At 68.0% G+C, this 20,981-nt stretch carries 21 protein-coding genes; 6 read left to right on the top strand and 15 right to left on the bottom strand.

Annotated features, from left to right (window positions below):
- Window positions 1-23 precede the first annotated feature (23 nt).
- On the bottom strand, window positions 24-350 hold the full coding sequence (locus tag V3B30_RS14325; RefSeq protein ID WP_262083803.1) for a YerC/YecD family TrpR-related protein: 327 nt from the start codon (window positions 348-350) through the stop codon (window positions 24-26).
- Between the two features lie 298 nt (window positions 351-648).
- Window positions 649-2,046 (bottom strand): histidine--tRNA ligase, encoded by a 1,398-nt coding sequence (gene hisS / locus V3B30_RS14320; protein ID WP_262083804.1) that lies wholly within the window; start codon window positions 2,044-2,046, stop codon window positions 649-651.
- 127 nt (window positions 2,047-2,173) lie between these two features.
- Here hisS and V3B30_RS14315 point away from each other — a divergent pair, with 127 nt between their 5' ends.
- Entirely contained in the window at window positions 2,174-2,926 is a 753-nt protein-coding gene (locus V3B30_RS14315; protein ID WP_049424744.1) for a helix-turn-helix domain-containing protein, read from the top strand.
- 57 nt (window positions 2,927-2,983) lie between these two features.
- On the opposite strand, the gene thrC is transcribed toward V3B30_RS14315, so the two are convergent.
- The 3 genes from thrC to thrA are packed head-to-tail and all read right to left on the bottom strand — an operon-like array spanning window position 2,984 to window position 7,715.
- Window positions 2,984-4,270 carry a threonine synthase gene (thrC, locus tag V3B30_RS14310; RefSeq protein ID WP_262083805.1) on the bottom strand — a complete coding sequence of 429 codons (1,287 nt, stop codon included), beginning with the start codon at window positions 4,268-4,270 and terminating at the stop codon, window positions 2,984-2,986.
- A gap of 29 nt (window positions 4,271-4,299) precedes the next feature.
- On the bottom strand, window positions 4,300-5,214 hold the full coding sequence (locus tag V3B30_RS14305) for a homoserine kinase (RefSeq protein WP_262083806.1): 915 nt from the start codon (window positions 5,212-5,214) through the stop codon (window positions 4,300-4,302).
- The gene (gene thrA, locus V3B30_RS14300) at window positions 5,211-7,715 is read right to left on the bottom strand and encodes a bifunctional aspartate kinase/homoserine dehydrogenase I (RefSeq protein WP_262083807.1); all 2,505 of its coding nucleotides are present in this window, start codon (window positions 7,713-7,715) and stop codon (window positions 5,211-5,213) included. The genes V3B30_RS14305 and thrA overlap by 4 nt, the downstream gene beginning before the upstream one ends.
- 27 nt (window positions 7,716-7,742) lie before the next feature.
- On the opposite strand from thrA, the gene V3B30_RS14295 reads away from it, so the two are divergent.
- Window positions 7,743-8,063 carry a hypothetical protein gene (locus V3B30_RS14295; RefSeq protein WP_262083808.1) on the top strand — a complete coding sequence of 107 codons (321 nt, stop codon included), beginning with the start codon at window positions 7,743-7,745 and terminating at the stop codon, window positions 8,061-8,063.
- 9 nt (window positions 8,064-8,072) lie between these two features.
- Here V3B30_RS14295 and V3B30_RS14290 read toward each other — a convergent pair whose 3' ends face one another.
- On the bottom strand, window positions 8,073-9,023 hold the full coding sequence (locus V3B30_RS14290) for a DMT family transporter (protein WP_100472107.1): 951 nt from the start codon (window positions 9,021-9,023) through the stop codon (window positions 8,073-8,075).
- Window positions 9,024-9,173: 150 nt separating this feature from the next.
- Window positions 9,174-9,872, bottom strand: coding sequence for an AraC family transcriptional regulator (locus tag V3B30_RS14285; RefSeq protein WP_100472106.1), 699 nt, complete (start codon window positions 9,870-9,872; stop codon window positions 9,174-9,176).
- An 81-nt stretch (window positions 9,873-9,953) separates the two neighbouring features.
- Here V3B30_RS14285 and V3B30_RS14280 point away from each other — a divergent pair, with 81 nt between their 5' ends.
- Complete coding sequence (locus V3B30_RS14280) at window positions 9,954-10,733, top strand: DUF6491 family protein (RefSeq protein ID WP_262083809.1); 780 nt, start codon at window positions 9,954-9,956, stop codon at window positions 10,731-10,733.
- Here V3B30_RS14280 and V3B30_RS14275 read toward each other — a convergent pair.
- The 3 genes from V3B30_RS14275 to V3B30_RS14265 form a co-directional block, all read right to left on the bottom strand.
- Entirely contained in the window at window positions 10,730-11,782 is a 1,053-nt protein-coding gene (locus V3B30_RS14275) for a linear amide C-N hydrolase (RefSeq protein WP_262083810.1), read from the bottom strand. The two genes, V3B30_RS14280 and V3B30_RS14275, sit on opposite strands and share 4 nt — an antisense overlap.
- Window positions 11,783-11,849: 67 nt before the next feature.
- Window positions 11,850-12,263, bottom strand: coding sequence for a DUF6691 family protein (locus tag V3B30_RS14270; protein ID WP_262083811.1), 414 nt, complete (start codon window positions 12,261-12,263; stop codon window positions 11,850-11,852).
- On the bottom strand, window positions 12,260-12,697 hold the full coding sequence (locus V3B30_RS14265; RefSeq protein ID WP_262083812.1) for a YeeE/YedE thiosulfate transporter family protein: 438 nt from the start codon (window positions 12,695-12,697) through the stop codon (window positions 12,260-12,262). The genes V3B30_RS14270 and V3B30_RS14265 overlap by 4 nt, the downstream gene beginning before the upstream one ends.
- Window positions 12,698-12,784: 87 nt before the next feature.
- Here V3B30_RS14265 and V3B30_RS14260 point away from each other — a divergent pair, with 87 nt between their 5' ends.
- The gene (locus tag V3B30_RS14260) at window positions 12,785-13,108 is read left to right on the top strand and encodes a metalloregulator ArsR/SmtB family transcription factor (protein ID WP_100472101.1); all 324 of its coding nucleotides are present in this window, start codon (window positions 12,785-12,787) and stop codon (window positions 13,106-13,108) included.
- A gap of 3 nt (window positions 13,109-13,111) precedes the next feature.
- Here V3B30_RS14260 and V3B30_RS14255 read toward each other — a convergent pair whose 3' ends face one another.
- From V3B30_RS14255 to V3B30_RS14235, 5 genes are all read right to left on the bottom strand, one after another.
- A complete protein-coding gene (locus V3B30_RS14255) occupies window positions 13,112-13,540 on the bottom strand; it encodes a BLUF domain-containing protein (RefSeq protein WP_100472100.1) in 429 nt (142 codons plus the stop codon).
- Between the two features lie 83 nt (window positions 13,541-13,623).
- Entirely contained in the window at window positions 13,624-14,757 is a 1,134-nt protein-coding gene (locus tag V3B30_RS14250; protein WP_262083813.1) for a hybrid sensor histidine kinase/response regulator, read from the bottom strand.
- Window positions 14,754-15,329, bottom strand: coding sequence for a chemotaxis protein CheB (locus V3B30_RS14245; RefSeq protein ID WP_100472098.1), 576 nt, complete (start codon window positions 15,327-15,329; stop codon window positions 14,754-14,756). The genes V3B30_RS14250 and V3B30_RS14245 overlap by 4 nt, the downstream gene beginning before the upstream one ends.
- Entirely contained in the window at window positions 15,329-16,153 is an 825-nt protein-coding gene (locus V3B30_RS14240) for a CheR family methyltransferase (protein ID WP_014036988.1), read from the bottom strand. Before V3B30_RS14240 ends, V3B30_RS14245 begins: the two co-directional genes overlap by 1 nt.
- A complete protein-coding gene (locus V3B30_RS14235; protein WP_262083814.1) occupies window positions 16,150-19,254 on the bottom strand; it encodes a response regulator in 3,105 nt (1,034 codons plus the stop codon). The genes V3B30_RS14240 and V3B30_RS14235 overlap by 4 nt, the downstream gene beginning before the upstream one ends.
- 178 nt (window positions 19,255-19,432) lie before the next feature.
- On the opposite strand from V3B30_RS14235, the gene V3B30_RS14230 reads away from it, so the two are divergent.
- Window positions 19,433-20,569 (top strand): PAS domain-containing sensor histidine kinase, encoded by a 1,137-nt coding sequence (locus V3B30_RS14230; protein WP_262083815.1) that lies wholly within the window; start codon window positions 19,433-19,435, stop codon window positions 20,567-20,569.
- Window positions 20,559-20,918 (top strand): response regulator, encoded by a 360-nt coding sequence (locus V3B30_RS14225; RefSeq protein ID WP_014036985.1) that lies wholly within the window; start codon window positions 20,559-20,561, stop codon window positions 20,916-20,918. Before V3B30_RS14230 ends, V3B30_RS14225 begins: the two co-directional genes overlap by 11 nt.
- Window positions 20,919-20,981 lie beyond the last annotated feature (63 nt).

Below are 20,981 nucleotides of genomic sequence, written 5' to 3'. Positions count from 1 at the left end.
CGAAGTTCGGAACGGGGCGCGGATCAGCGCAGAGCAAGGCGGTCGATAGCGGCGGCATAGCCTCGATGGCCATGCTCGAGCGTGCGTGCCACCCGTCCGGTGGTGGTCACGCTGACGCCGGTGCGCTCGTGGATCTCGCGATAGGGCACGCCCAGCTGCAACAGCGGCACCACCTTCCAGCGGTCAGCCATGGCTTCCAGCTCGGCCGGGGTGCACAAGTCACGCAGGAAAGCTTCGACTTGGTCCGGCTCGCACAGGGCGGCAAAGGCCAGGGCCAGGGCTTCCAGGTCGGCCTTCGGGTCTTTGGCGGCAATCTCGGGGCGGGCTTTCACGGAGTCGTTTCCATGCATCAATGTAATAGCGCGTTAGTACATTAGCGCATTCTTGCGCAGTGCGTCAACTCGGGGGCTCATGGGGTCAGATCCGTTTGCCTTTGGAAAACGGATCTGGCCCCTGCACCGGATCGCGGAAACGCAAAACGCCCACCAAGGGTGGGCGCTCTACGTTCAAATCACCAACCTGGCCCGACTCAGGGCAGGCAGCGCACCTCCGCGTGCAGCGCTCCGCGCCGCAGGCACTCCCCGAACAGGCTGCCCTGCCGGCTCGGCAGGGGCTTGATGTTCTCCAACGCCCCTGCGACGGCCCGCATCACGCCATCGCCTTGGACTGCTCCAGCTCCACCTGCAGGGTGCTGGCCAGCTCGTCGCGGGAGACTTCGAACTGCTGCTCGCGCAACAGGTCCTTCACCGCCACCACGCCGCGCGCCAGCTCGTCCTCACCGGCCAGCACCACGAAGCGGATGCCGGCCTTGGCTGCGTACTGGAACTGCTTGCCGATCTTCTTCGGCTCCATCTGCACTTCGGTGTTGATGCCACCGGCACGCAGGCGGCGCGCGATGTCCAGCGACTGCGGCATGCCCTGCTCGTCCATCAGCGCCACCAGCGCCTGCACGCTGCTGGCCTCGATGCCGTCGATCAGACCCGCCTCGCGCAGCTGCCAGAACAGGCGCGACAGGCCGATGGAGATACCCACGCCCGGCAGCTTCGACTTGCTGTAGTGGCTGGCCAGGTCTTCGTAACGGCCGCCCGAGCAGATCGAACCGATCTGCGGGTGGTCGGTCAGCGTGGTCTCGTAGACAGTGCCGGTGTAGTAGTCCAGGCCGCGCGCAATGGAGAAGTTCAGGCAGTACGCGCTTTCCGGCACGCCCAGCGCCTGCACCAGCTGCAGCACTTCGCGCAGTTCGGCCACGCCGGTTCGCAGGATGTCCGAGGAACCGGCATCGGCTTCCAGCGTGGCCAGCTGCGCCAGCGCATCGGCATGGCCCTGCGAACGCACGGCGACGAACGCCAGGATCTTCTCGACCTGTTCGGCCGGGATGTTGAAGCCCTCACCCACCAGCGTCTCGCGCACATAGTCGGCGCCGCGCTTGTCCAGCTTGTCCACTTCGCGCAGCACCGCCAGCTGGCGCTCGCCTTCGGCCACGCCCAGGCTCTCGAAGAAGCCGCGCATCAGCTTGCGGTTGTTCAGCTGGATGCTGAAATCACCGATGCGCAGTTCCGAGAACACCGCATGGATGACCGCCAGCACTTCGGCGTCGTAGCGCACGCTCAGGCTGTCCTTGCCGATCACGTCGATGTCGCACTGGTAGAACTCGCGGAAACGGCCGCGCTGGGCACGCTCGCCACGGTAGACGCGCTGCATCTGGTAACGGCGGAACGGGAAGGTCAGTTCGTGTTCGTGCTCGGCCACGTAGCGCGCCAGCGGCACGGTCAGGTCGAAGCGCAGCGCCATTTCCGGCAGCGAACGGTCACCCAATTCGGCGGCATTTGCCAGCGCACCGGTGGACTGCACGAAGTACACCTGGCGCTCGGTCTCGCCACCGGACTTGGTCAGCAGCACGTCGGACAGCTCGAACACCGGCGTCTCCACCGGCAGGAACCCGAAGCGCTCGTAGTTGCGGCGGATGACGTCCAGCATGCGCTGGAACGCAATCTGCTCGCGCGGCAGCAGTTCAAGGGTGCCGGGCGGGGTACGGGGCTTGATCACGGGCGGAACTCCTGCTGGAACGGGACGTGGGAGGGGGCGACATTCTAGCGCCCCCGCCTCGGGCAGGGTCGAACGGCCGCTTGAAGTATCATAAGGCCCTCCCCCGCCCGCGATACGCCCACGCAACATGTCCCGGCCTTCCGGCGCTCCGCCCGCCACCAACGATCCCGCCTCGCCGTCCTGCACCACGCTCGACTGCATGCACTGCTCGGTTCGCCACCTTGCGGTGTGCTCGGCGCTGTCGCCCGATGAAGTGCAGGCGCTGGAACAGGTCACCGTTTCGCAGCAGGTCGGCATGGGCAGCACGCTGGCCCGCACCGGCGAAGAGCGCGACCATGTCTATACATTGACCGCCGGCGCACTGCGCCTGGTGCGTACCCTGGCTGACGGCCGCCGCCAGATCAACGGTTTCGTGCTGCCCGGCGACTACCTGGGCTTGAGCGGCAGCGACCATCACCGCTACGACATCGAGGCCATCGCCGACAGCCGCGTGTGCCGCGTCGCGCTGCCACAGATGAAGGCACTGCGCAGCCGCTTCCCGCACCTGGAGCGCAAGCTGCTGCAGCGCGCCTGCCAGGAGCTGGATGCCGCGCAGGATGCTGCACTGGCCCTGGCGCGCCTGCAGCCGGCCGAGAAGCTGGCCGATTTCCTGCTGCGCCTGGCCGCGCGCGAGGCCAAGCTGGGCGGCGACGGCCTGCGCGTGTCGCTGCCGATGGGCCGCGGCGATATTGCCGACCATCTGGGCCTGACCATGGAAACGGTCAGCCGCACCTTCACCAAGCTGCGCCAGCAGGGGCTGATCGCCCTGCCCCACCTGAACGTGGTGGAGATCCTCGACGAGGATGGGCTGCGTACGCTGGCCGGCGAAGGGTTGATCTGACCGTATCGCGGTTCATGGGGGTGCCGGCCAGCGGCCGGCAATCCCAGACGCCATTGATCAGCGCAGCAACACCTCACGCAACGCCGCGTAATCAGCCGCCAACGGCTCGGCGTGCGCCGGCCGCTGCAGCAACGCATCCAGCGCAGGCGGCACCGCCACCGCTTCGCCAATCAGCGGCTCGACCACGGCCTCGAACTTCGCGGGGTGCGCCGTAGCCACCACCGCCCAGTCGCCCTTGGCACCACGCGCCCGCAGATCCTGCAGCACCTTCACCGCCGTCGCCGTGTGCGGGCAGAACAGCTCGCCGCGGCCGGCATGCGCTGCCGCAATCGTCGCGCGGATGGTCACGTCATCCACCGCGAACGCACGGAACGCAGCACGCAGTTCCGCGTCGTCGCCGTGGTAGAGCCAGCGCAGTCGCTCGAAGTTGCTTGGCGCCCCCACGTCCATTGCATTGGCCACCGTGGCCACACTGGCCTGCGGCTGGTAGTCGCCACCATTGAAGTACGCCGGCAGCACGGCATTGGCATTGGTGGCCAGCACGATCTGCCCGATCGGCACGCCCAGCGCGCGCGCCAGCACCGCCGCCATCGCATTGCCCAGGTTGCCGGTTGGCACCACCAGATTGAGCCGGCGACGATGCGTGGCGTAGTGGGTCAACGCTGCATGCGCGTAGTAGCTCATCTGCGGCAGCAGGCGGCCCAGGCTGATGCTGTTGGCCGAGCTCAACGGCACCTGCGCCTGCAGTTCGCAGTCGGCCAGCGCCTGCTTGACCATCGCCTGGCAATCGTCGAATGCACCCGCCACACGCAGGGCCTGGATGTTGTCGCCGAAACAACCGAGCTGGTGTGCCTGGCGCGGGGACACGCGGCCATCCGGGTACAGCACCACCACGCGCACGCCCGGCTGGCGATGGAAGGCCGCCGCCACTGCAGCACCGGTATCGCCGGACGTGGCGACGACGATCGTCAGGTCGCGGCCCTTGCCGGCCTGCAGCCGCGACAGCGTACCGGCCAGGAAGCGCGCGCCAATATCCTTGAACGCCGCCGTCGGCCCATGGAACAGCTCCAGCACGTGATCACCGTCGCCGAGCGCGCGCAGCGGCACCGGGAAGTCGAACGCCTCTCGGCAGATCGCCGGAAGCGCAGCCTCAAGTGCGTCACCAGCAAAGAACGGCGCCAGCAGATCGGCGGCGGTATCGGCCAGGGTCGCCCCGGCCTGCAGTTCGCGGGGGGCCGGCAGACGCTCGGGGACATACAGCCCGCCATCGGGCGCCAATCCGGCGGCGATCGCCGCGCTGAGGCCAACGGCCGGCGACTGGCCGCGGGTGGAAACGAAATACATCGGTTCGGTATCCAGAGAAGGGGAAGGATTCAGCACAGCCGGGCTCCCGGCGCATCCAGCGGCGACACCCAGGCATCACTGTCGAAGCCGGCCGCAGCGAACGCTGCCTGCACCGGCGCCACGGCGGCGCGGGTCTGGTCGGCATCCTCGAACCAGGCGAACACGCTGGGCCCGGCGCCGGAGATGCCCGCGCCCATTGCATGGGCCGACAGCGCCGCATCACGGGCGGCCTCGAAGCCGACGATCAATCCGGCCCGCCGCGGTTCGACCAGCACATCGCGCAGGCCGGCGCGCACCAGCGCCGCGTCACTGCGATGGCAGCCACTGAGCACCAGCGCGAGGTTCGCGCTCTGTGCCACGAACTCGCCCAGCGCATAGCTGCCCTGCAGGGCCTGGCGGGCACGGCGCGTTTCCAGCACTGCATGCGGATGCACCAGCAGGCTGTGCCAGCTGGCAGGTACCGGGATCGGCAACAGGCGATCGGCCGTACACAGCGCCAGGCCGCCCAACAGCAGCGGGCCGACGTTGTCACCGTGGCGACCGCCACTGGCCACCGCCTCGCCGTCCAGCGCAAACGGGTACAGCGCCTCGCGCGGCAGCGGGACCTGCAGCAGCGCATTGGCGGCGACCAGCGCCGCGACACTCGACGCGGCCGAACCGCCCATGCCGGAACCGAACGGAATGCCCTTGTCGATCTCGACCGCGAAACCGAAATCCAGGCCCAGGCCTTCGCGCAGCGACATCAATGCAGCGCCTGCCGTGTTTCTAGCGGCATCCAGGGGCAGCGCGACGGCACTGCCACGGATCGCCTCGATGCGCACCACCGGCTCATCGATGCGGCGCACACTCACGGTATCGCCAACACCGGCGATGGCATGACCAAGAATATCGAAGCCCACCGCCACGTTGGCCACCGAAGCGGGAGCGAACGCACATGCGATCACAGCCGCGCTCCTTCGCCGGCGGCAACCCGCAGCAGGTCCGCGAACACACCGGCCGCGGTGACTTCCGGGCCAGCCCCCGGCCCCTGCACCACCAACGGGTTGTCGCAGTAACGGCGGGTACGGAACTGCACCACGTTGTCGGTCAGGCGCAGGTTGGCGAAGGCGTGATCGGCCGGCAGTTCCTGCAGGCCCACCGAGGCACCGTCGGCGCCCAGCTGTGCCACATAGCGCAGCACCGCCCCCCGTGCCCGCGCGTCCTGCAGGCGTTGCAGCAGGCTGGCGTCGGACTCGCCCAGCCGCGCCATGAAGTCATCCACGCTGCCCTCGCGCAGCAGCGCCGGCACCAGGCTTTCCACTTCCACCTGTTCAAGACTGAGCGCGTGGCCGGCTTCGCGGGCCAGGATCACCAGCTTGCGCGCCACGTCCACGCCCGAAAGATCATCACGCGGGTCCGGCTCGGTGTAGCCCATCGAGCGCGCCTGCGCGACCAGTTGCGAGAACGGCTGGCTGCCATCGAAGCGGTTGAACAGCCACGCCAGCGTGCCGGAGAAGATGCCTTCGATGGCCAGCACCTCGTCGCCGGTATCGACCAGGTCACGCAGCGTAGTGATCACCGGCAGGCCCGCGCCCACGGTGGCCTCGTAGCGGAAACGCGCACCACTGGCCGCCGCCGCAGCGCGGATGCGCTGGTAGCGCGGCAGCGGCCCGGCACCAGCCTGCTTGTTCGGGGTCACCACGTGGATGCCGGCCGCCAGCCAGCCCTCATAGCGCTCGGCCACCTCCGCACTGCCACTGCAGTCGATCACCACCGCATGCGGCAGGTGCGCGGCCAACAGGTGTTCGGTGAAGCGATCCAGGTCACTCGATTCGCCCGCGTCCCGCAGCGCTTCGCGCCAGTCCGCATGCAGGCCGTCTGCTTCCAGCCGCATGCGCGAGCGCGAGGCCAGTGCACGCAGGCGCAGGTCGACGTTGGCCTTGGCCAGCAGCTGCGGGCGTGCCGCCAGCAGCTGGTCCAGCAGCGCGGCGCCGACGTTGCCCGGCCCGACCACCCCCACCGCAAACGTCTGCGGCGACAGCCAGAAGCCGGCATGCGCCGCGCGTAGCGCGCGAGTGGCATCGGCACTGTCCACCGCCACCGAGATGTTGCGTTCGGACGAGCCCTGCGCGATCGCCAGGATGTTCACCTGCGCACGCCCCAGTGCCTCGAACAGGCGCGCGGCCACACCCGGCTGGCCAGCCATGCCGTCACCCACCGCCGCCAGTACGCTGACGCCCTCGCTGACCTGCACGCGCTGCACCTGGCCGACCGACAGTTCATGCGCGAACGCGTGCAGCAGCGCCTCACGGCCACGTGCGGATTCGGCGGCGCGCACCACGCAGCAGATCGAATGCTCCGACGAGCCCTGCGAGATCATCACCACCGACACCTGCGCCTGGCGCAGGGCGGCGAATACGCGCTCGGCGGTACCCGGCACGCCGATCAGGCCGGTGCCTTCCAGGTTCAGCAGGGCCAGCCCGGGGCTCAGGGTCAGGCCCTTCACCGGCCCACGCGGCGAGCGCTCGGCACTGATGCGCGTACCCGGATGTGCCGGCTGGAAGGTATTGCGGATGATGATCGGCAGGCCGAGGCGGATCGCCGGCGACATCGTCTGCGGGTGCACCACCTTGGCGCCGAAGTAGGCCAGTTCGCAGGCCTCGTCGTAGCTCAGCGATTCCAGCTGCACAGCTTCGGGCACCAGCCGCGGGTCGGCTGACAGCACGCCGTCGACATCGGTCCAGATGTGCAATTCATCGGCGTTGAACAGCGCCGCGAAGATCGCGCCGGAGTAATCGCTGCCGTTGCGACCCAGGGTGGTGATGCGGTCATCGCGATCACGTGCGACGAAACCGGTGGCGACCAGGCGCGGCTGCGGATGCTGCAGGCGCCATTGGGCGAGGCGGTCGGCACTGGCTTCCCAGTCGACATCGACGCCCAGCTCGCCATGCCCGACCACCAGCACATCGCGTGCATCAAGCACCGCGCAGTCTTCGCCCAAGGCACGCAGGTGGGTGCCGAGCAGCTGCGCGGAGAACACTTCGCCCAGGCCCTGCACGCGGTCCAGCACCTCGCGCGGCAGCTCGCCGATCACCGCCAGCGCCGCCAGCACTTCGGCCAGCTGATCGAAGCGGGCGTCGATCCATTCGACGGTCTCGCCCACCTGCTCGCCCAGCAGCGCCACGGCGGCGCCGCGATGGCGCGCGCGCAGCGCATGCCAGGCCTCGCGCCAGCCTTCATCGCCCTTGGCCGCCAACTGCGCCAGTTCGATCAGCGCGTCGGTGACCCCCTTCATCGCGGAGACAACAGTGACCTGCAGCGATTCGGGGCGGGCCAGCAGCAGGCCGGCAACATGGCGGTAGCGTTCGGCATCGGCCACCGAGGTGCCGCCGAACTTGTGCACGACAGTGGACGGCGCAGCCAGGTCGGCCGGGGCAACGGGATGGGCGGGGGCGTGGGAAGACATGCAGACCTCGGTAGGAGGCCCCGTCGCATGCAGGTGTCGAGTTTCCCCGCCACCTGGATGGTGCGGGGCCGTGGTTTTCGGGAGTTACACGAAGACGACGGGCCGCACCAGGGCAGTGGTGACGGTGGTGGTGGTAATGGTGGTGGTGGCGACCGGCGCAGTCGAACGACCCGCAGTGGCGGGGGCGATCAGGCTGGCGTGGGCGGCATCAAGGACCATGACGCACAGAAAACACTGTGCGCCGGGCCGCTGTCAAGTGCTGCGATGCAAAAAACCGCTGCGGCGATCATCGGCCAACGTGCCGGCATTTGGTTGCATCTGAGACAAAGCAGCCATCAGCCCGCTTGACGGCCGCATTCAGCCGGCATGTTCGGCGATCGCCCGTGGCGTGCGATGGGCATGCGCGCACAGCATCACGCCGGCCACCAGGAACACGATCGCCAGCGCTTCCAGAAGCGAGGGCCAGCGCTGCTGCCAGGCAAAGGCATACAGGAGCGCGAACAGGGTTTCGAACACGATCATCTGCCCGGTCAGGGTCAACGGCAGCAGGCGGCTGGCGCGGTTCCAGAACGCATTGCCGAGGATCGAGGCCACCACTGCCACGCCAGCGCTGATCGCCCAGAAGCCCCCCCACTGTGCCGCCGTGTGGGTGCCGCTGTGGCCGATGAAGGCCATGGGCACCAGCAGCAGGGCCAGGCCGCCGGTGGTGACGCCGGTCAGCAACGACCAGTCGTGGCTGGACAGGTCCGGCCGGCGTGCCAGCCAACGACTGTTGCCGATCGAGTACAGCGCCCACGAGAACAGCGCACCGAATGCGCACAGCAGGCCGATCAGGCGCTGCCGCCACGGTGTTGCGAGGTGCTCGGACATCAATGCTTCCCAGCCCACCAGCGCCACGCCAAGCACGCACAGGCCCAGCGCTGGCAGCAACTGCTTCAACGGCACCGCGCCGTGCTCGCGTACGCCAACCAGGGTGACCACCACCGGAATCAGGCCGACAATCAAGGACGCCGCCGCGCCACCGGCCCACTGCACCGCCGTGGCCAGCAGCAGGAAGTACACCAGGTTGCCGGCCAGGCTCAGCCACAGCAGCCCGAACCATTCGGCACGGCCCAGCCGCGGTGCCAACCGCCTCCAGCGCGGCAGCAACAGAGCGACGGCAATCAGGCCATAGACCAGGTAGCGACCGGCGGACAGTTGCAGGGCATTGAACGATTGCAGCACGGCGGGCGCGAGAAAGACCACGCCCCACAGCGCACCGGCGGCAACGCCATTGGCGATGCCCAGGGCCATCGGGTTGTTGCGCATTCGGGTTCTTCGGGGGGAGAGAACAGGCCGCGCAGTGTAATCGCTGGCCGATGGGCGCTCTTGACCGAGGCTACTGCCCTGCCCGGCCGCGCGCCTGGAAAGCCCGGCCCTGCAGGACACCGGCTTGTGTAGAGGCGAGCATGCCCGCCTCTACCAAGAGCTGCCCCTGCGCCAGGCGGCCGGCGTCTGCCCGCACTCACGGCGCAGCGCTCGGGTCAGTGCACTCTGCTCGGAATAGCCTGCGGCCAGCGCGATATCGCTGATCGGCGCCGCGCTGGTGCGCAGCTGGTGCTTGGCCCAGCGCAACCGGCATGCACTGAGCCAGGCCTGCGGGCTGAGCCCGAACTCACGCTGGAACAGCGCGTGCAACCGGCTCTCGCTGACCCCGACCGACGCGGCCATGCGCGCCACCGGCCACGCCTGGCCGGGATCGACCTGCACCGCCGCGCACAGGCCCTGCATGCGCGCACCACTGCCGGCCGGTGCAAACACCTGAAGCAGATGCGGCAGCAGGGACGGCAACGGGTGGCCTTCACGCACCTGCGCCAGGCGCTGCCGCAGTGCCAGTGGCAGATGCAACCAGCGCTGGCGGCACAGATGTTCCTGGGTACCGTCATCGAGCACACCCGGCGGGCAGTCGACGATCACGAAACCATTCGGCCCATCGGCCATCTGGTCATGTGCTTCGCCAGCCGCGACGAAGGCCCCCTGCAGCAGGTCCAGGCGACCACCGCGGCCTTCCATCTCGAATTGCAGTTCGCCCTGCAGCGGCAGCACCCACTGCGCGTAGTCATGGCGGTCCAGGCCGGTGGCCTGGCTGTAGTGCCGCAGGTGGAAGATGGCGCCCATCCGGGCAGTGTGCGCGTGTAACAACGGCCGTGCAAACCGCTGCTATAGTCGATCCGTCATCCAACGCAGGGAGTGCAGGTCATGACCCATCAGCACGTACTGGCGGTCATCGCAGCGAGTCTGGGCCTGGCGCTGGCTGTTACGGCGCCGGCACAGGAACGTACCCCCCCCGCCCCGCACTGCATGGACGCGGTCGGCGTGCAGGAAGTGGAACAGGCCTCACCCCGCTCGATCGCGCTGCGCGCAGCCTCCGGCCAGGCCTATCGCATCGACTTCAGCGAGGACTGCCCCGGCGTCCGCACGGCCACCACGCTGAAGCTGGAAGCACCTGCCGGCTGGGCCTGCGGTCGTCCCAGCGAGCGCGTCGTGGTCGATGGCCGCAGTTGCGCCATCAGTGCCGTCACCCCGGTGCAGAACCGGGACTATGCCAGCGTCGCCCGCGGCAGTGACCGCCTGCGCGCGGCCACCCTGCCCGCGGTGACCATCCGCGAGCGCAAGGAAATCCGCCGCGGCTTCGGCGGCTCGCCTTCGTACTGCTTCGCCGCCCGCAACGTCCGCGCGTGGTCGTCCGACCCGCAGGGCATGCTGGTGGAAACCAATCCGCGCCGCAATGGTGGCCACCGCTACTACCGTGTCGAGCTCGGCAGCCACTGCCGCCAGCTCGACCGTGCACCGCGGCTCAGCTTCCGCTCCGGCATGGAGAATGGCCTGATCTGCGGAAATCCCGGTGACCGCATCCTCACCGCCGATTTCGAGAATGGTGACCTGCGCAGCGATTCGCTGGCCCCGCTGCCGCAGTACACCCGCGGCGCCTGCACGATCCAGGCGGTTTACCCGGCCTCCAGCCAGGCGTCGAACTAACCGTCGATACCGAGGAAGGCGAACGGTGCGCTGGGTACGAAGTGGCCCAGTGCATCGCCGGCGAACGTGTTGCGCTGGTCCTTGCCAAGGTCGAGCCTGAGCACCTGGCCACCGAAATCGACCTTGTTCAGATCGACCCAGAAGGTGTTCGGGGTCAACGCCGACTCGAAGAAGTACAACCGCCGCTTGTGGTCGGCTACGGTGCGCCAGCGCGTGGATGAAATGTTCGGCTCGCCCGGCGTGGTGATGCCGTAGGGCACCGACGCGTTGCGGATCACGCTGAACACGCTGGCCAGCGCTTCCACCGGGTCTTCAGCCTTGGGGATGGCGTTGATGTAGAACGATGCACGCGCGAAGCGGTCGGACGAGCGGTTGGTGCCCGGCAGCATCACCGTGCCACCGATCTGCTGCCAGTAGCTGTTGAGTGCCAGCTGTTGCTCGAAGATCGGCGAGTTGGTCATCACCTGGTAGCGGCGGTCATGATGGATCACCTGCCGCCCGCCGATGTACTCGACGATGGCGCTGTCGCCGGTGGCATCGGACAGCGACAGGTGCAGCGTCGCCTGGCGATCTTCGCCCGGCACCTTGTCGGTAACGATCGAGTACGGCTCGCGCTTCAACGCGGCCACCGCCTCGTCTACGGTGGCGAAGTTGTCCAGCACATACTGCGCCCACAGCGAGATCGCCAGGCCCGGCTTGTTACCACGTTGCTGCGGATACTCCGACTCCACCAGCCAGAGCAGGTTGGCCACCAGGCCCTTCTCGTTCATGCCGTCCGTGGTCGACACGTCGTAGCCGGTGGCCACCACGCTGCCATAGCGCGCGGTCCAGGCCAGCGACTTCGGGCCGGCCTGGCCGGTGCGTGCGATGCCACGCGGCAGCACGTAGAGGTTGGTCGCCACATCGACCTTCCAGTCCATCGAACGGGCGGTGATCACGTCGCCGTTGTCACCCAGGTACACCGCGCGCGTGCAGGCCAACGCCGGCGAGATCGCCGATGCCAGCGCCATGGCCAGCATCGCCCTTCCCTGCCACTTCATCCGTGCCATACCTCTGCGCTCCTTTCCCCGTGGTCCGTGGATCTGACCCGATCCATCGTGACACAGGGGTGAAGCCTCAGCGCACGAAGCGCCCGTGAAGCCAGAAGCCCGCCACCATGGCGGGCACGAACCACAGCGCTTCACGCGATGCGACTGCCAGCCCGGCAATGGCGGGGCCCGGGCAATAACCGGCCCATCCCCAGCCGATACCGAACATGGCGGCACCCAGCAGCAGGCGAGCATCGACATCACGTGCACTGGGCAGCTCGAAGCGCAGCGCGAACCACGGCCGCGCGCGGCGCAGCACCCAACGCTGCCCGACCGCACTGACCAGCAGTGCCGAGCCGAGCACCCACATCAGGGTGGGATCGAAATCACCCGCGATGTCGAGGAAACCGAGTACTCGACGCGCGTCGGTCATCCCCGAAAGCGCCAGCCCCGCGCCGGACAGCGCACCCGCCACAGCGGCGGCCAGGACCGCGCGGCTCATGCCAGGCCTCCGCCATGGCGGACAAGGAAGGTGGTCAGCATCGCGCAGGCCATGAACACCAGCACTGCCAGCAGCGAGCGCTTCGAGCCGCGGGCCATGCCACAGACGCCATGACCACTGGTACAGCCACTGCCCAAGCGCGTGCCGAAGCCCACCAGCAGGCCGGCGCCGATCAACTGCCAGGCAGGCAAGGCGTCGCGCAGCAGTGCCCGGGGCGACGCCTCAGGCGGTGACTGCCACCACAGCACCAGCCCGGCTGCCGCGAGCAGTCCCAACAGGAAGGCCCAGCGCCAGCCACGCTCGCCTTTCGCTGCGCGCAGGCTGCCTGCGGCGATTCCGCTGATGCCGGCCACGCGCCCGAGGGTGGCGAGCAACAGCACTGCGGCGGTGCCGATCAGCGCCCCGCCAGCCACTGCAGCCCATGGGAGGCTCACGCCCTGCCCTCTTTCACATGGTTCATGGGATTGCCGATTAATTTAGATTTATCTAAATTAGATATTTCCAAACAAAGAAGGTCAACCATGACCAGCCCCCCGCTCGACAGCGCCGCGATGGCCGGACAGGCGTCGAAGGCGGCGGCCCTGCTCAAGAGCCTGGCCCATCCTGCCCGCCTGCGCGTGCTGTGCCGCCTGGTCGAAGGCGAAGCACCCGTGCCAGAACTGCAGGCGCTGACAGGCCTGAGCGCGTCAGCGCTCTCGCAGCACCTTGCCGTACTGCGTGAACTGGACATCGTGGCGACCCGGCGCGAGGCGCAGGCCATCCACTACCGCATGCTGGAAGGGCCCGCGGTGGGCGTGCTGCAGGCGCTGCATGCCGCCTATTGCGGCGGCGGCACCTCACACTGACGCTCAGCCGGCGTGCAGCGCTGGCTGCACAATGCTGTCGAGCAGATCCACCGGCGTCGGCGCGGAGCGATCACCCTCCAGGGCACGGGTAAAACCCGACCAGTCACTGGAAGACAGCTGGCGCAGCAGAGTCTCCTCCACCGGCAACGCGCGCATCGACCAATATGGGAACTGGCGCTGGCCCAGGCGACCGCGCGCCAGTTCGATGATGTCGATATGGCTGCCGGCCTGCAGGATGCGTTCGTAGACCGAATCGATGCCATCCGGCGGCCCTTCGATGTACTGCAGGAAACGCGTTCCGTCGTGCAGCAGCACGCCGGTCACGCCGGCCATCTTGTTGAAGCGGGCCGCGTCGTCGACCAGCGCCTGCATCCGCCCAGCGGAAAGATCCGGCAGCGCCCGGCTGACATAGGCGATCGCGCGCAGTGGCATGGTGCTTCCTTGGCAATGTGTACCGCCACGGTAGCAGTTGCGGACGAGCCCGTCTCAGCTCCACGGCGCGCTTGCTGAAGAGTTCAGCTTGCCGCGGTTCCCGGGCTTTCAGCGCGCCGTGGCAGCGTCGCCTCGAACACCACCTGCCCCGCTTCGTTGCGCGCGCCGATGCGGCCACCGTGGGCGCGGACGAACTGGTCAACGATGTACAGGCCCAGACCCAGGCCATTGCTGGGATGGAAGCTGGCTTTGAACGGCTCGAACAGGCGTGGCAGCAGCGCATCGTCGATCCGCCCGGGATTGCTCACCCGCAGCAGCACGCTGCGCGGATCGCGACCGTCCACCTCCACCCTCGCCTCGCTGCCATGGGTGAGCGCGTTGCCCACCAGGTTCGCGGCGACCTGGCCCAGCCGGTCCAGATCACCCTGCAGGCGGGTATCCCCCTGCATGTCGAGATGGACCCGGGCGTGACCGTGGGCGCTGCCCGCTTCGGCCACCACCGCACGTGTCACCTCCGCAAGATCGCAGGCACTGGCCTGCAGGCGCAGGCCGCCGCTGCGGATCCGTGAAAAGTCCAGCAACTGCTCCACCATCCGCGCCATGCGCAGGGTGCTGGCCTCAAGGTGAGCCAGCGTCTGCTGCGCACCCGTGTTGTCCTCCGGCAACTCCAGCGCCAGCTTGTCCGCGCACAGCAGGATTGCCGACAGCGGCGTGCGCAGGTCATGGGTCAGCACCGCGGCCATCGTCTCGTTGAGCTTCAGTGCACGCTCCAGCGCCTCATTGCGCGCCTTCAGCAACTGCCGCTGCTGGTACAGCTCGATGAAGACATTGACCTTGCTCAGGATCACCTGCGGCGCCACCGGCTTGTGCAGGAAATCGACTGCGCCGGTTTCGTAGCCCTTGAACGCCCGCACCGGGTCATCCGGCGAGGCGGTCAGGAAGATGATCGGCACCGTGCGGCTGCGGTGCGAACCGCGCATCAGCTCGGCCAGGGTGAAGCCATCGATCTCTGGCATGTGCACGTCCAGCAATGCCAGCGCCACCTCGTGCTCCAGCAGCAACTCCAGCGCCTGCGCGCCCGAGCCCGCAAGCAGCAGGTTCACGCCCTCGCGCTGCAGCAGCGCCTGCATGGCTACCAGGTTCTGCGGCACGTCATCGACGATCAGCAGGTTGACCGGGGTCTGCGGCTGCGCAGGGTCCGGTGGCAGCAGGTTCATGCAAACAACTCCTTCAGGCGACGGCACATCAGTTCAAGGGGCAGCACGGCATCGGCGCCAGCGTGCTGCAGGGCGGAGGCCGGCATCATCGATGCCTCGGCCTCCTCGGGACATTGCAGCCAGGCGCGGCCGCCAGCGGCGCGCACCGCGGCCACCCCTTCGCTGCCGTCACTGCTGGCACCTGTCAGCAACAGGGCCAGCACCTGCGCGCCGAACACCGCCGCAGCCGATTCGAACAGCGGATCGATGGCCGGGCGCGAAAACAGCACCGGTGCGTCGACCGACAACGCCAGCGAACCGGCGTCTTCCACCAGCAGGTGATAGTCCGGTGGCGCGAAGGTCACCGTACCCTGCTGCAGCGGCTGCTTGTCCTCGGCCTCGCGCACAGGCAGTGCGCAGTATGGCGCCAGCACTTCGGCGATGCGGCTGCTGCGGTCCCGCGGCAGGTGCAGCACTGCCAGCACCGGCGCGGGCAGCGTCGCGGGCAGCGCACCCAGCACCGCCTGCAGGGCCGCGACCCCACCAGCAGAGGCGCCGATCACCAGCACGGCCGGGCGTGTCGGCAACGCCATCAGGCGACCTTCCGGTACAGGCGATGCTCGCGCGAGCAGACCTCGAACGCACCGTGGTGGCGACCGAACTGCAGCGACTCCTTGCTGCCCAGGCCCAGGAAGCCGCGATGCACCAGCGCTTCACGGAACAGGCCCACCGCGCGGTCCTGCAGGTCGCGGTTGAAATAGATCAGCACGTTGCGGCACGACACCAGGTGAACTTCGGAGAACACGGTGTCGGTGGCCAGGCTGTGGTCGGCGAACACCACGTTGCGACGCAGCTGGCGGTCGAACACCGCACCGTCGTAGGCCGTGGCGTAATAGTCGGACAGCGATGCCGTGCCACCGGCCGCCAGGTAGTTGCGGCTGAACTGGGCCATCCGGTCGATGCCATAGGCGCCGGCTTCGGCGGTGGCCAGCGCTGCCGGATTGATGTCGGTGGCATAGACGATGCTGCGCTCGAGCAGGCCCTCCTCGTGCAGCAGGATCGCCAGCGACCACACCTCCTCGCCCGTACTGCAGCCGGCAACCCACAGCTTCACCGACGGATAGGTGCGCAGCACCGGCACCACCTGCTCGCGAAGCTCACGGAAATAGGCCGGGTCCCGGAACATCTCCGAAACCTGCACGGTGAAGAACTGCATCGCCTGCGCGAACAGGTCCGGCTCGTGCAGCAGGCGGTGCTGCAGGTCGGCCAGCCGCTCGCACTCATAGCGCTGCATGGCCTGGCGGATGCGCCGCCGCAGCGACGACACCGCGTAGCTGCGGAAGTCGTAGTGGTAGCGCTGGTACAACGCTTCCAGCAGCACCTTCAATTCCAGGTCGAACAGGGCCTGCTCGTTCATTGCCGGGAACACCAGACCCGGCACAGCGAAACCAGCTTGTCGACATCGATGGGCTTGGCGATGTAGTCGTTCGCGCCGGCCTGCAGGCAGCGCTCGCGGTCGTCCGGCATCGCCTTGGCGGTCAGCGCGATGATCGGCAGGTCCTGCAGGTGGCGCTGCGCGCGTATCTCGCGCATCGCGGCCAGGCCATCCTTCTCCGGCATCATGATGTCCATCAGCACCAGATCGACCTCGCGCTCGGCCAGGCGATCGACCGCTTCCTGGCCATTGCGGGCGATCTCCAGCGTCACGCCGAGCGGTTCGAGCACGCTGGACAGCGCGAAGATGTTGCGCACATCGTCTTCGGCCAGCAGCACGGTGCGGCCGTCGAGCACCGTGTCGCGGCGGCGTGCCTCGCGCAGCAGGCGCTGCTGGTCGCTGGGCAGGCTGGCCTCGACGCTGTGCAGGAACAGGGTCACTTCGTCCAGCAGGCGTTCGGGCGAGCGTGCGCCCTTGATGATGATGCTCTTCGAGTAACGGCGCAGGCGCTGCTCTTCCTCGCGGCTGAGCGCACGCCCGGTATAGACGATCACCGGCGGGAAACCCACGTCATCGTTGCCCGCCATGTGCTCGAGCAGGTCGTAGCCACTGCCATCGGGCAGCGACAGGTCCATCACCATGCAGTCGAAGGTGACCGTACTCAGCTGTTCCAGCGCGCCGGCCAGGGTACCCACGGCGACGATCTGCAGCTGATCACGGCCCAGCAGCAGTTCCAGGTTGTGGCGCAGCTCGTTGTCATCCTCGACGATCAGCAGCCGCCGCATGTCGCGCTGGCTGGTCTGTTCCAGCTGCTCGATGGCCGTCACCAGACGCTCGCGCGTGGTCGGCTTGATCGCGAAGCCGATCGCGCCCAGCTCGCGTGCGACCTGGCCGCGTTCCATTGCCGAAACCACGTGCACCGGGATGTGGCGGGTATCCGGATTGCGCTTCAGGCGCTCCAGCACGCTCAGGCCGGACACATCGGGCAGGCCGATATCGAGCAGGATGCCGTTCGGGCGCAGCTCGCTGGCCAGTGCCAGCGCTTCCTCCGCCGTGCTGGCCACCACGCAGTCGAAGTCCAGCTCGTGGGCCAGCACCACCAGCGCTTCGGCGAAGGTGGCGTCGTCTTCCACGGCCAGGATCAGCCGGCCTGCACGCTGGCGCCGGCCACGGTCGTCGGCCACGCTGGCCGCGGCCGCGCTCGCGCCGGCCGCAATCACCGGCGCAGCGGGCGCGGGCACATGCACAGGCGCAACCGCTGGTGCCACGACGGCGGCAGCGGGCGCCGCGTCCGATTCAAGCGCAGGCGTTCCCTGCAGCGGCAGCTCCAGGATGAAGCAGCTGCCACGGCCCGGCTCACTGTCGACATGGATGGTGCCGCCCATGCGCTCGGCCAGGTCACGCGAGATCGACAGGCCCAGGCCGGTGCCACCGTAGCGGCGGCGGGTACTGCCGTCGGCCTGGCGGAAGGCTTCGAAGATCACCTGCAGCTGCTCGCGGGCAATGCCAATGCCGCTGTCGCAGACCTCGAAGCGGATACGGCCGTTCCCCCCTGCACGGACCTGCAGGCTGACCTTGCCGTGTTCGGTGAACTTCAGTGCATTGGCCAGCAGGTTCTTCAGGATCTGCTGCAGGCGCTGGCTGTCTGCCACCAGCTGGCTTGGCGCCAGTGCATCGGCCTCGATCTGCAGGGCCAGGCCTTTCTGCCGCGCCATCGGCTCGAAGGTCTCACGCAGGCGTTGCAGCACGCTGTCCACCACCACCAGTTCATCGGCCAGCTCGACATGGCCCGCCTCGATGCGCGAGAGGTCCAGGATGTCGTTGATCAGCGCCAGAAGGTCGTTGTTGGACGACAGGATCGCGCGGGCGTACTTCACCTGCTCTTCGGTCAGCGTGCCATCCTTGTTGTCAGCCAGCAGCTTGGCCAGGATCAGCGAGCTGTTCAGCGGAGTGCGCAGCTCGTGCGACATGTTGGCCAGGAATTCGGATTTGTAGCGCGAGGTCGCAGCCAGCTCGTTGCTGTTGCGCACCAGCTGGCCCTGCGCGACCAGCAGTGCCTGCTTCTGCGCCTCCAGCTCGTGGGTGCGTTCTTCCAGCTGGACGTTGCTCTGTTCCAGCTCGGCCTGCTGTTCTTCCAGGTGGGTCTGCGACTGCTGCAGGCTGCGGCTCTGCTCCTCCAGCTCCTCGTTGGCCACGCGAAGCTCTTCCTGCTGGGCCTGGAGTTCCTCGCCCTGGCGCTGCGATTCCTCCAGCAGCACCACCAGCTGTGCGCGCAGCAGCGAGGCCCGCAGGGCCATGCCGATGGTCTCGGAGCAGCGTTCCAGCAACTCACGATCCAGCTCGCGCTGCTCTCCCACCCGCGCACGACCCAGTTCAATCACGCCGACCACTGCGCCATCACTGTTGATCGGCGCAAGGATGCGTTCGCGTACCGGCAGCCGGCCAAGGCTGGTCTGCAGTTCAAGCATGACTGCGTCATCACCATGCAGGTGGCGCACGCGTTCATCACGCGCCACCTGCCCGGCCAGACCTTCCTGCAATGCCAGCGACGCCGGCATGCCGGCTGGCAATGCCAGGCCACCGGTCAGCTGCAACCGCCCGCCTTCCAGGCGATAGACGGCACCGACCTCGGCCTCCAGCTGCGCGCCCAGGCTGGTCGCTGCCGCCTCGGCGATCTGCTCCGGCCCGAGGTCGCCGCGCAGGCTCATCGCCACCGCGTTCTCGGCCTCCTGCAACCAGAGGGCGCGCATCGCCTGGCGCCGGGCCTGGATCGCGCGCGAGACGATCAGCGCGATCATCAGGAACGCGACGCCACCGATGCTGCGGTTGACGAACGAGAATGCCGAATTGCTGCTGTCCGGTGCGATGTTGTAGCCGATCACCAGAAGCACGCAGGCCACCACGGCGACGATGAACGGCGCCCGCGCACTGCGCTGGAACACGCTCACACCCACGGCCAGGAAGTAGGCCAGCCACACCGCGTATCCCAGCGGCACCACCAGTTCCAGCGCGATGGTCGCCGCCAGCAGTACGGCAGAGGTCATCCAGATCCAGCGGTCGCGCGTAGTCGCACCAGGACGCATGCAGGTCGGTTCCAGAAGACAAAGGGTGGGTGATGGTACTCCCTGTCGCATTCAGCCGCACAGGACCAATGGCACGTGCCTGCCGTGCACGCATCCTTCACACTGGACTGCCTAGCTTCACGTCCCTCTCAGGGGTAACACTTATTTCAACGTGGACGCTGCCGCTTCTACGACGTCCGTGCTGACGGACCCTTCCCGGCAACTGCGACTGCTGATCGACAGCGTGCGCGACCATGCGCTGTACCTGCTTGATCCTGAAGGCATCGTCTGCAGCTGGAACCCGGGCGCCGAGCGCATCAAGGGCTATTCAGCCGGTGAAGTGGTGGGTACGCACTTCAGTCGTTTCTACCTGGCCGCCGACCGCGAGGCGGGCGAACCGCAGCGCCTGCTCCGCCTCGCGGCGCAGCAGGGCCATGTTGCCAGTGAGGGCTGGCGGGTACGCCGTGATGGCTCGTCGTTCCGCGCCAGCGTGGTCATCGAGCCGGTCGTGGAGGCCGGCGAGCTGCTTGGCTTCGTCAAGATCACCCGCGACATCACCGAGCAATGGCAGGCACAGCGATTGCTGCGCGATGCCCAGCGTGCGCTGCGCAACACCCAGCAGTTCGAGACGGTCGGACGGCTCAGCCGCGGACTGTCGCACGAGTTCAACAACCTGCTGACCACCATCGGCAACGCGCTGGACCTGCTGTCGCTGCGCGTCAGCGGTGACGATGTGCGCGCTGCCGAGCTGCTGGACGCTGCGCAGGCGGCCACCGACCGTGGCGCCCTGCTGACCCGCCAGCTGCTGGCCTTCAGCACTGGCCAGACCCTGATCCGCGAACCGCTGGACATCAATGCACTGGTAAGGCGATGGCTGCCGGACCTGCAGCGCGCCTGCCCGCCCACAGTGACGCTGGACGCCTGCCTCACGCCGGGCCTGCCGCAGGTGAGTACCGACGCGATGCAGCTGCAGGCTGCCCTGGCCAACCTGGTGGCCAATGCCGTGGAAGCCACCGCCGACGGCGGGCGCATCCTGGTCGGCACCGCGCTGGAACATCGGCTCGACCCGGATGCGGACACCACGCTGCAACGCGGCTATGTCACGCTCAGCGTCTGCGACGAAGGCCACGGCATGGCTGCCGACATCGCCGAGCGCGCCAGCGAGCCCTTCTTCACCACCAAGGACATCGGCAAGGGCAGCGGCCTGGGCCTGAGCCAGGTGTTCGGATTCACTACCCAGAGCGGCGGCTTCGTCGATGTGTCCACCACGCCCGGTGTCGGCACCACGGTCAGCCTGCTGCTACCCGCAACGGAGGACCCAGCCCATGACCGATGAACCGATCCGCGTATTGATGGTGGAGGACCAGAACGATCTGCGCGAGATGATCGGCCTGGCCCTGCGCGATTTCGGCATCGAGGTGGCCACCACCGCCGATGGCCACGAGGCGGCGGAACTGCTCAAGGGCGAGGCGCGTTTCGATGTGGTGTTCAGCGATATCAGCATGCCCAACGGCATGTCTGGCATCGAACTGAGCGAGCACGTCGCCCGCGAACAGCCGCAGGCGCGGATGATCCTGTCCTCCGGCTATGCGCGCTCGCAGCTGCCGCCGCTGCCGGAGCAGGTCGAGTTCCTGCCCAAGCCCTACCGCCTGCGCCAGCTGGTCGAGCTGTTGAAGCAGGACTGACGGCTCGCCGGGCATGGCCCGGCACGTCCGCGCTGCAGCGTCGAGCCCACGCTCGGCTGCCGT

Source organism: Stenotrophomonas sp. SMYL41 (assembly GCF_036319965.1).
GTDB classification, from domain to species: domain Bacteria; phylum Pseudomonadota; class Gammaproteobacteria; order Xanthomonadales; family Xanthomonadaceae; genus Stenotrophomonas; species Stenotrophomonas maltophilia_R.
The sequence above is the reverse complement of the archived record's forward strand: the minus strand, read 5'-3'. Positions and strand labels throughout refer to the sequence as shown.

Bases quoted from the DNA above. Each gene is read 5' to 3' on its own strand.
- V3B30_RS14325 (WP_262083803.1), bottom strand. From the start codon at position 350: ATGCATGGAAACGACTCCGTGAAAGCCCGCCCCGAGATTGCCGCCAAA.
- V3B30_RS14315 (WP_049424744.1), top strand. From the start codon at position 2,174: ATGTCCCGGCCTTCCGGCGCTCCGCCCGCCACCAACGATCCCGCCTCG.
- thrC (WP_262083805.1), bottom strand. From the start codon at position 4,270: ATGTATTTCGTTTCCACCCGCGGCCAGTCGCCGGCCGTTGGCCTCAGC.
- thrA (WP_262083807.1), bottom strand. From the start codon at position 7,715: ATGTCTTCCCACGCCCCCGCCCATCCCGTTGCCCCGGCCGACCTGGCT.
- V3B30_RS14295 (WP_262083808.1), top strand. From the start codon at position 7,743: ATGCAGGTGTCGAGTTTCCCCGCCACCTGGATGGTGCGGGGCCGTGGT.
- V3B30_RS14290 (WP_100472107.1), bottom strand. From the start codon at position 9,023: ATGCGCAACAACCCGATGGCCCTGGGCATCGCCAATGGCGTTGCCGCC.
- V3B30_RS14285 (WP_100472106.1), bottom strand. From the start codon at position 9,872: ATGGGCGCCATCTTCCACCTGCGGCACTACAGCCAGGCCACCGGCCTG.
- V3B30_RS14280 (WP_262083809.1), top strand. From the start codon at position 9,954: ATGACCCATCAGCACGTACTGGCGGTCATCGCAGCGAGTCTGGGCCTG.
- V3B30_RS14275 (WP_262083810.1), bottom strand. From the start codon at position 11,782: ATGGCACGGATGAAGTGGCAGGGAAGGGCGATGCTGGCCATGGCGCTG.
- V3B30_RS14270 (WP_262083811.1), bottom strand. From the start codon at position 12,263: ATGAGCCGCGCGGTCCTGGCCGCCGCTGTGGCGGGTGCGCTGTCCGGC.
- V3B30_RS14260 (WP_100472101.1), top strand. From the start codon at position 12,785: ATGACCAGCCCCCCGCTCGACAGCGCCGCGATGGCCGGACAGGCGTCG.
- V3B30_RS14255 (WP_100472100.1), bottom strand. From the start codon at position 13,540: ATGCCACTGCGCGCGATCGCCTATGTCAGCCGGGCGCTGCCGGATCTT.
- V3B30_RS14250 (WP_262083813.1), bottom strand. From the start codon at position 14,757: ATGAACCTGCTGCCACCGGACCCTGCGCAGCCGCAGACCCCGGTCAAC.
- V3B30_RS14245 (WP_100472098.1), bottom strand. From the start codon at position 15,329: ATGGCGTTGCCGACACGCCCGGCCGTGCTGGTGATCGGCGCCTCTGCT.
- V3B30_RS14240 (WP_014036988.1), bottom strand. From the start codon at position 16,153: ATGAACGAGCAGGCCCTGTTCGACCTGGAATTGAAGGTGCTGCTGGAA.
- V3B30_RS14235 (WP_262083814.1), bottom strand. From the start codon at position 19,254: ATGCGTCCTGGTGCGACTACGCGCGACCGCTGGATCTGGATGACCTCT.
- V3B30_RS14225 (WP_014036985.1), top strand. From the start codon at position 20,559: ATGACCGATGAACCGATCCGCGTATTGATGGTGGAGGACCAGAACGAT.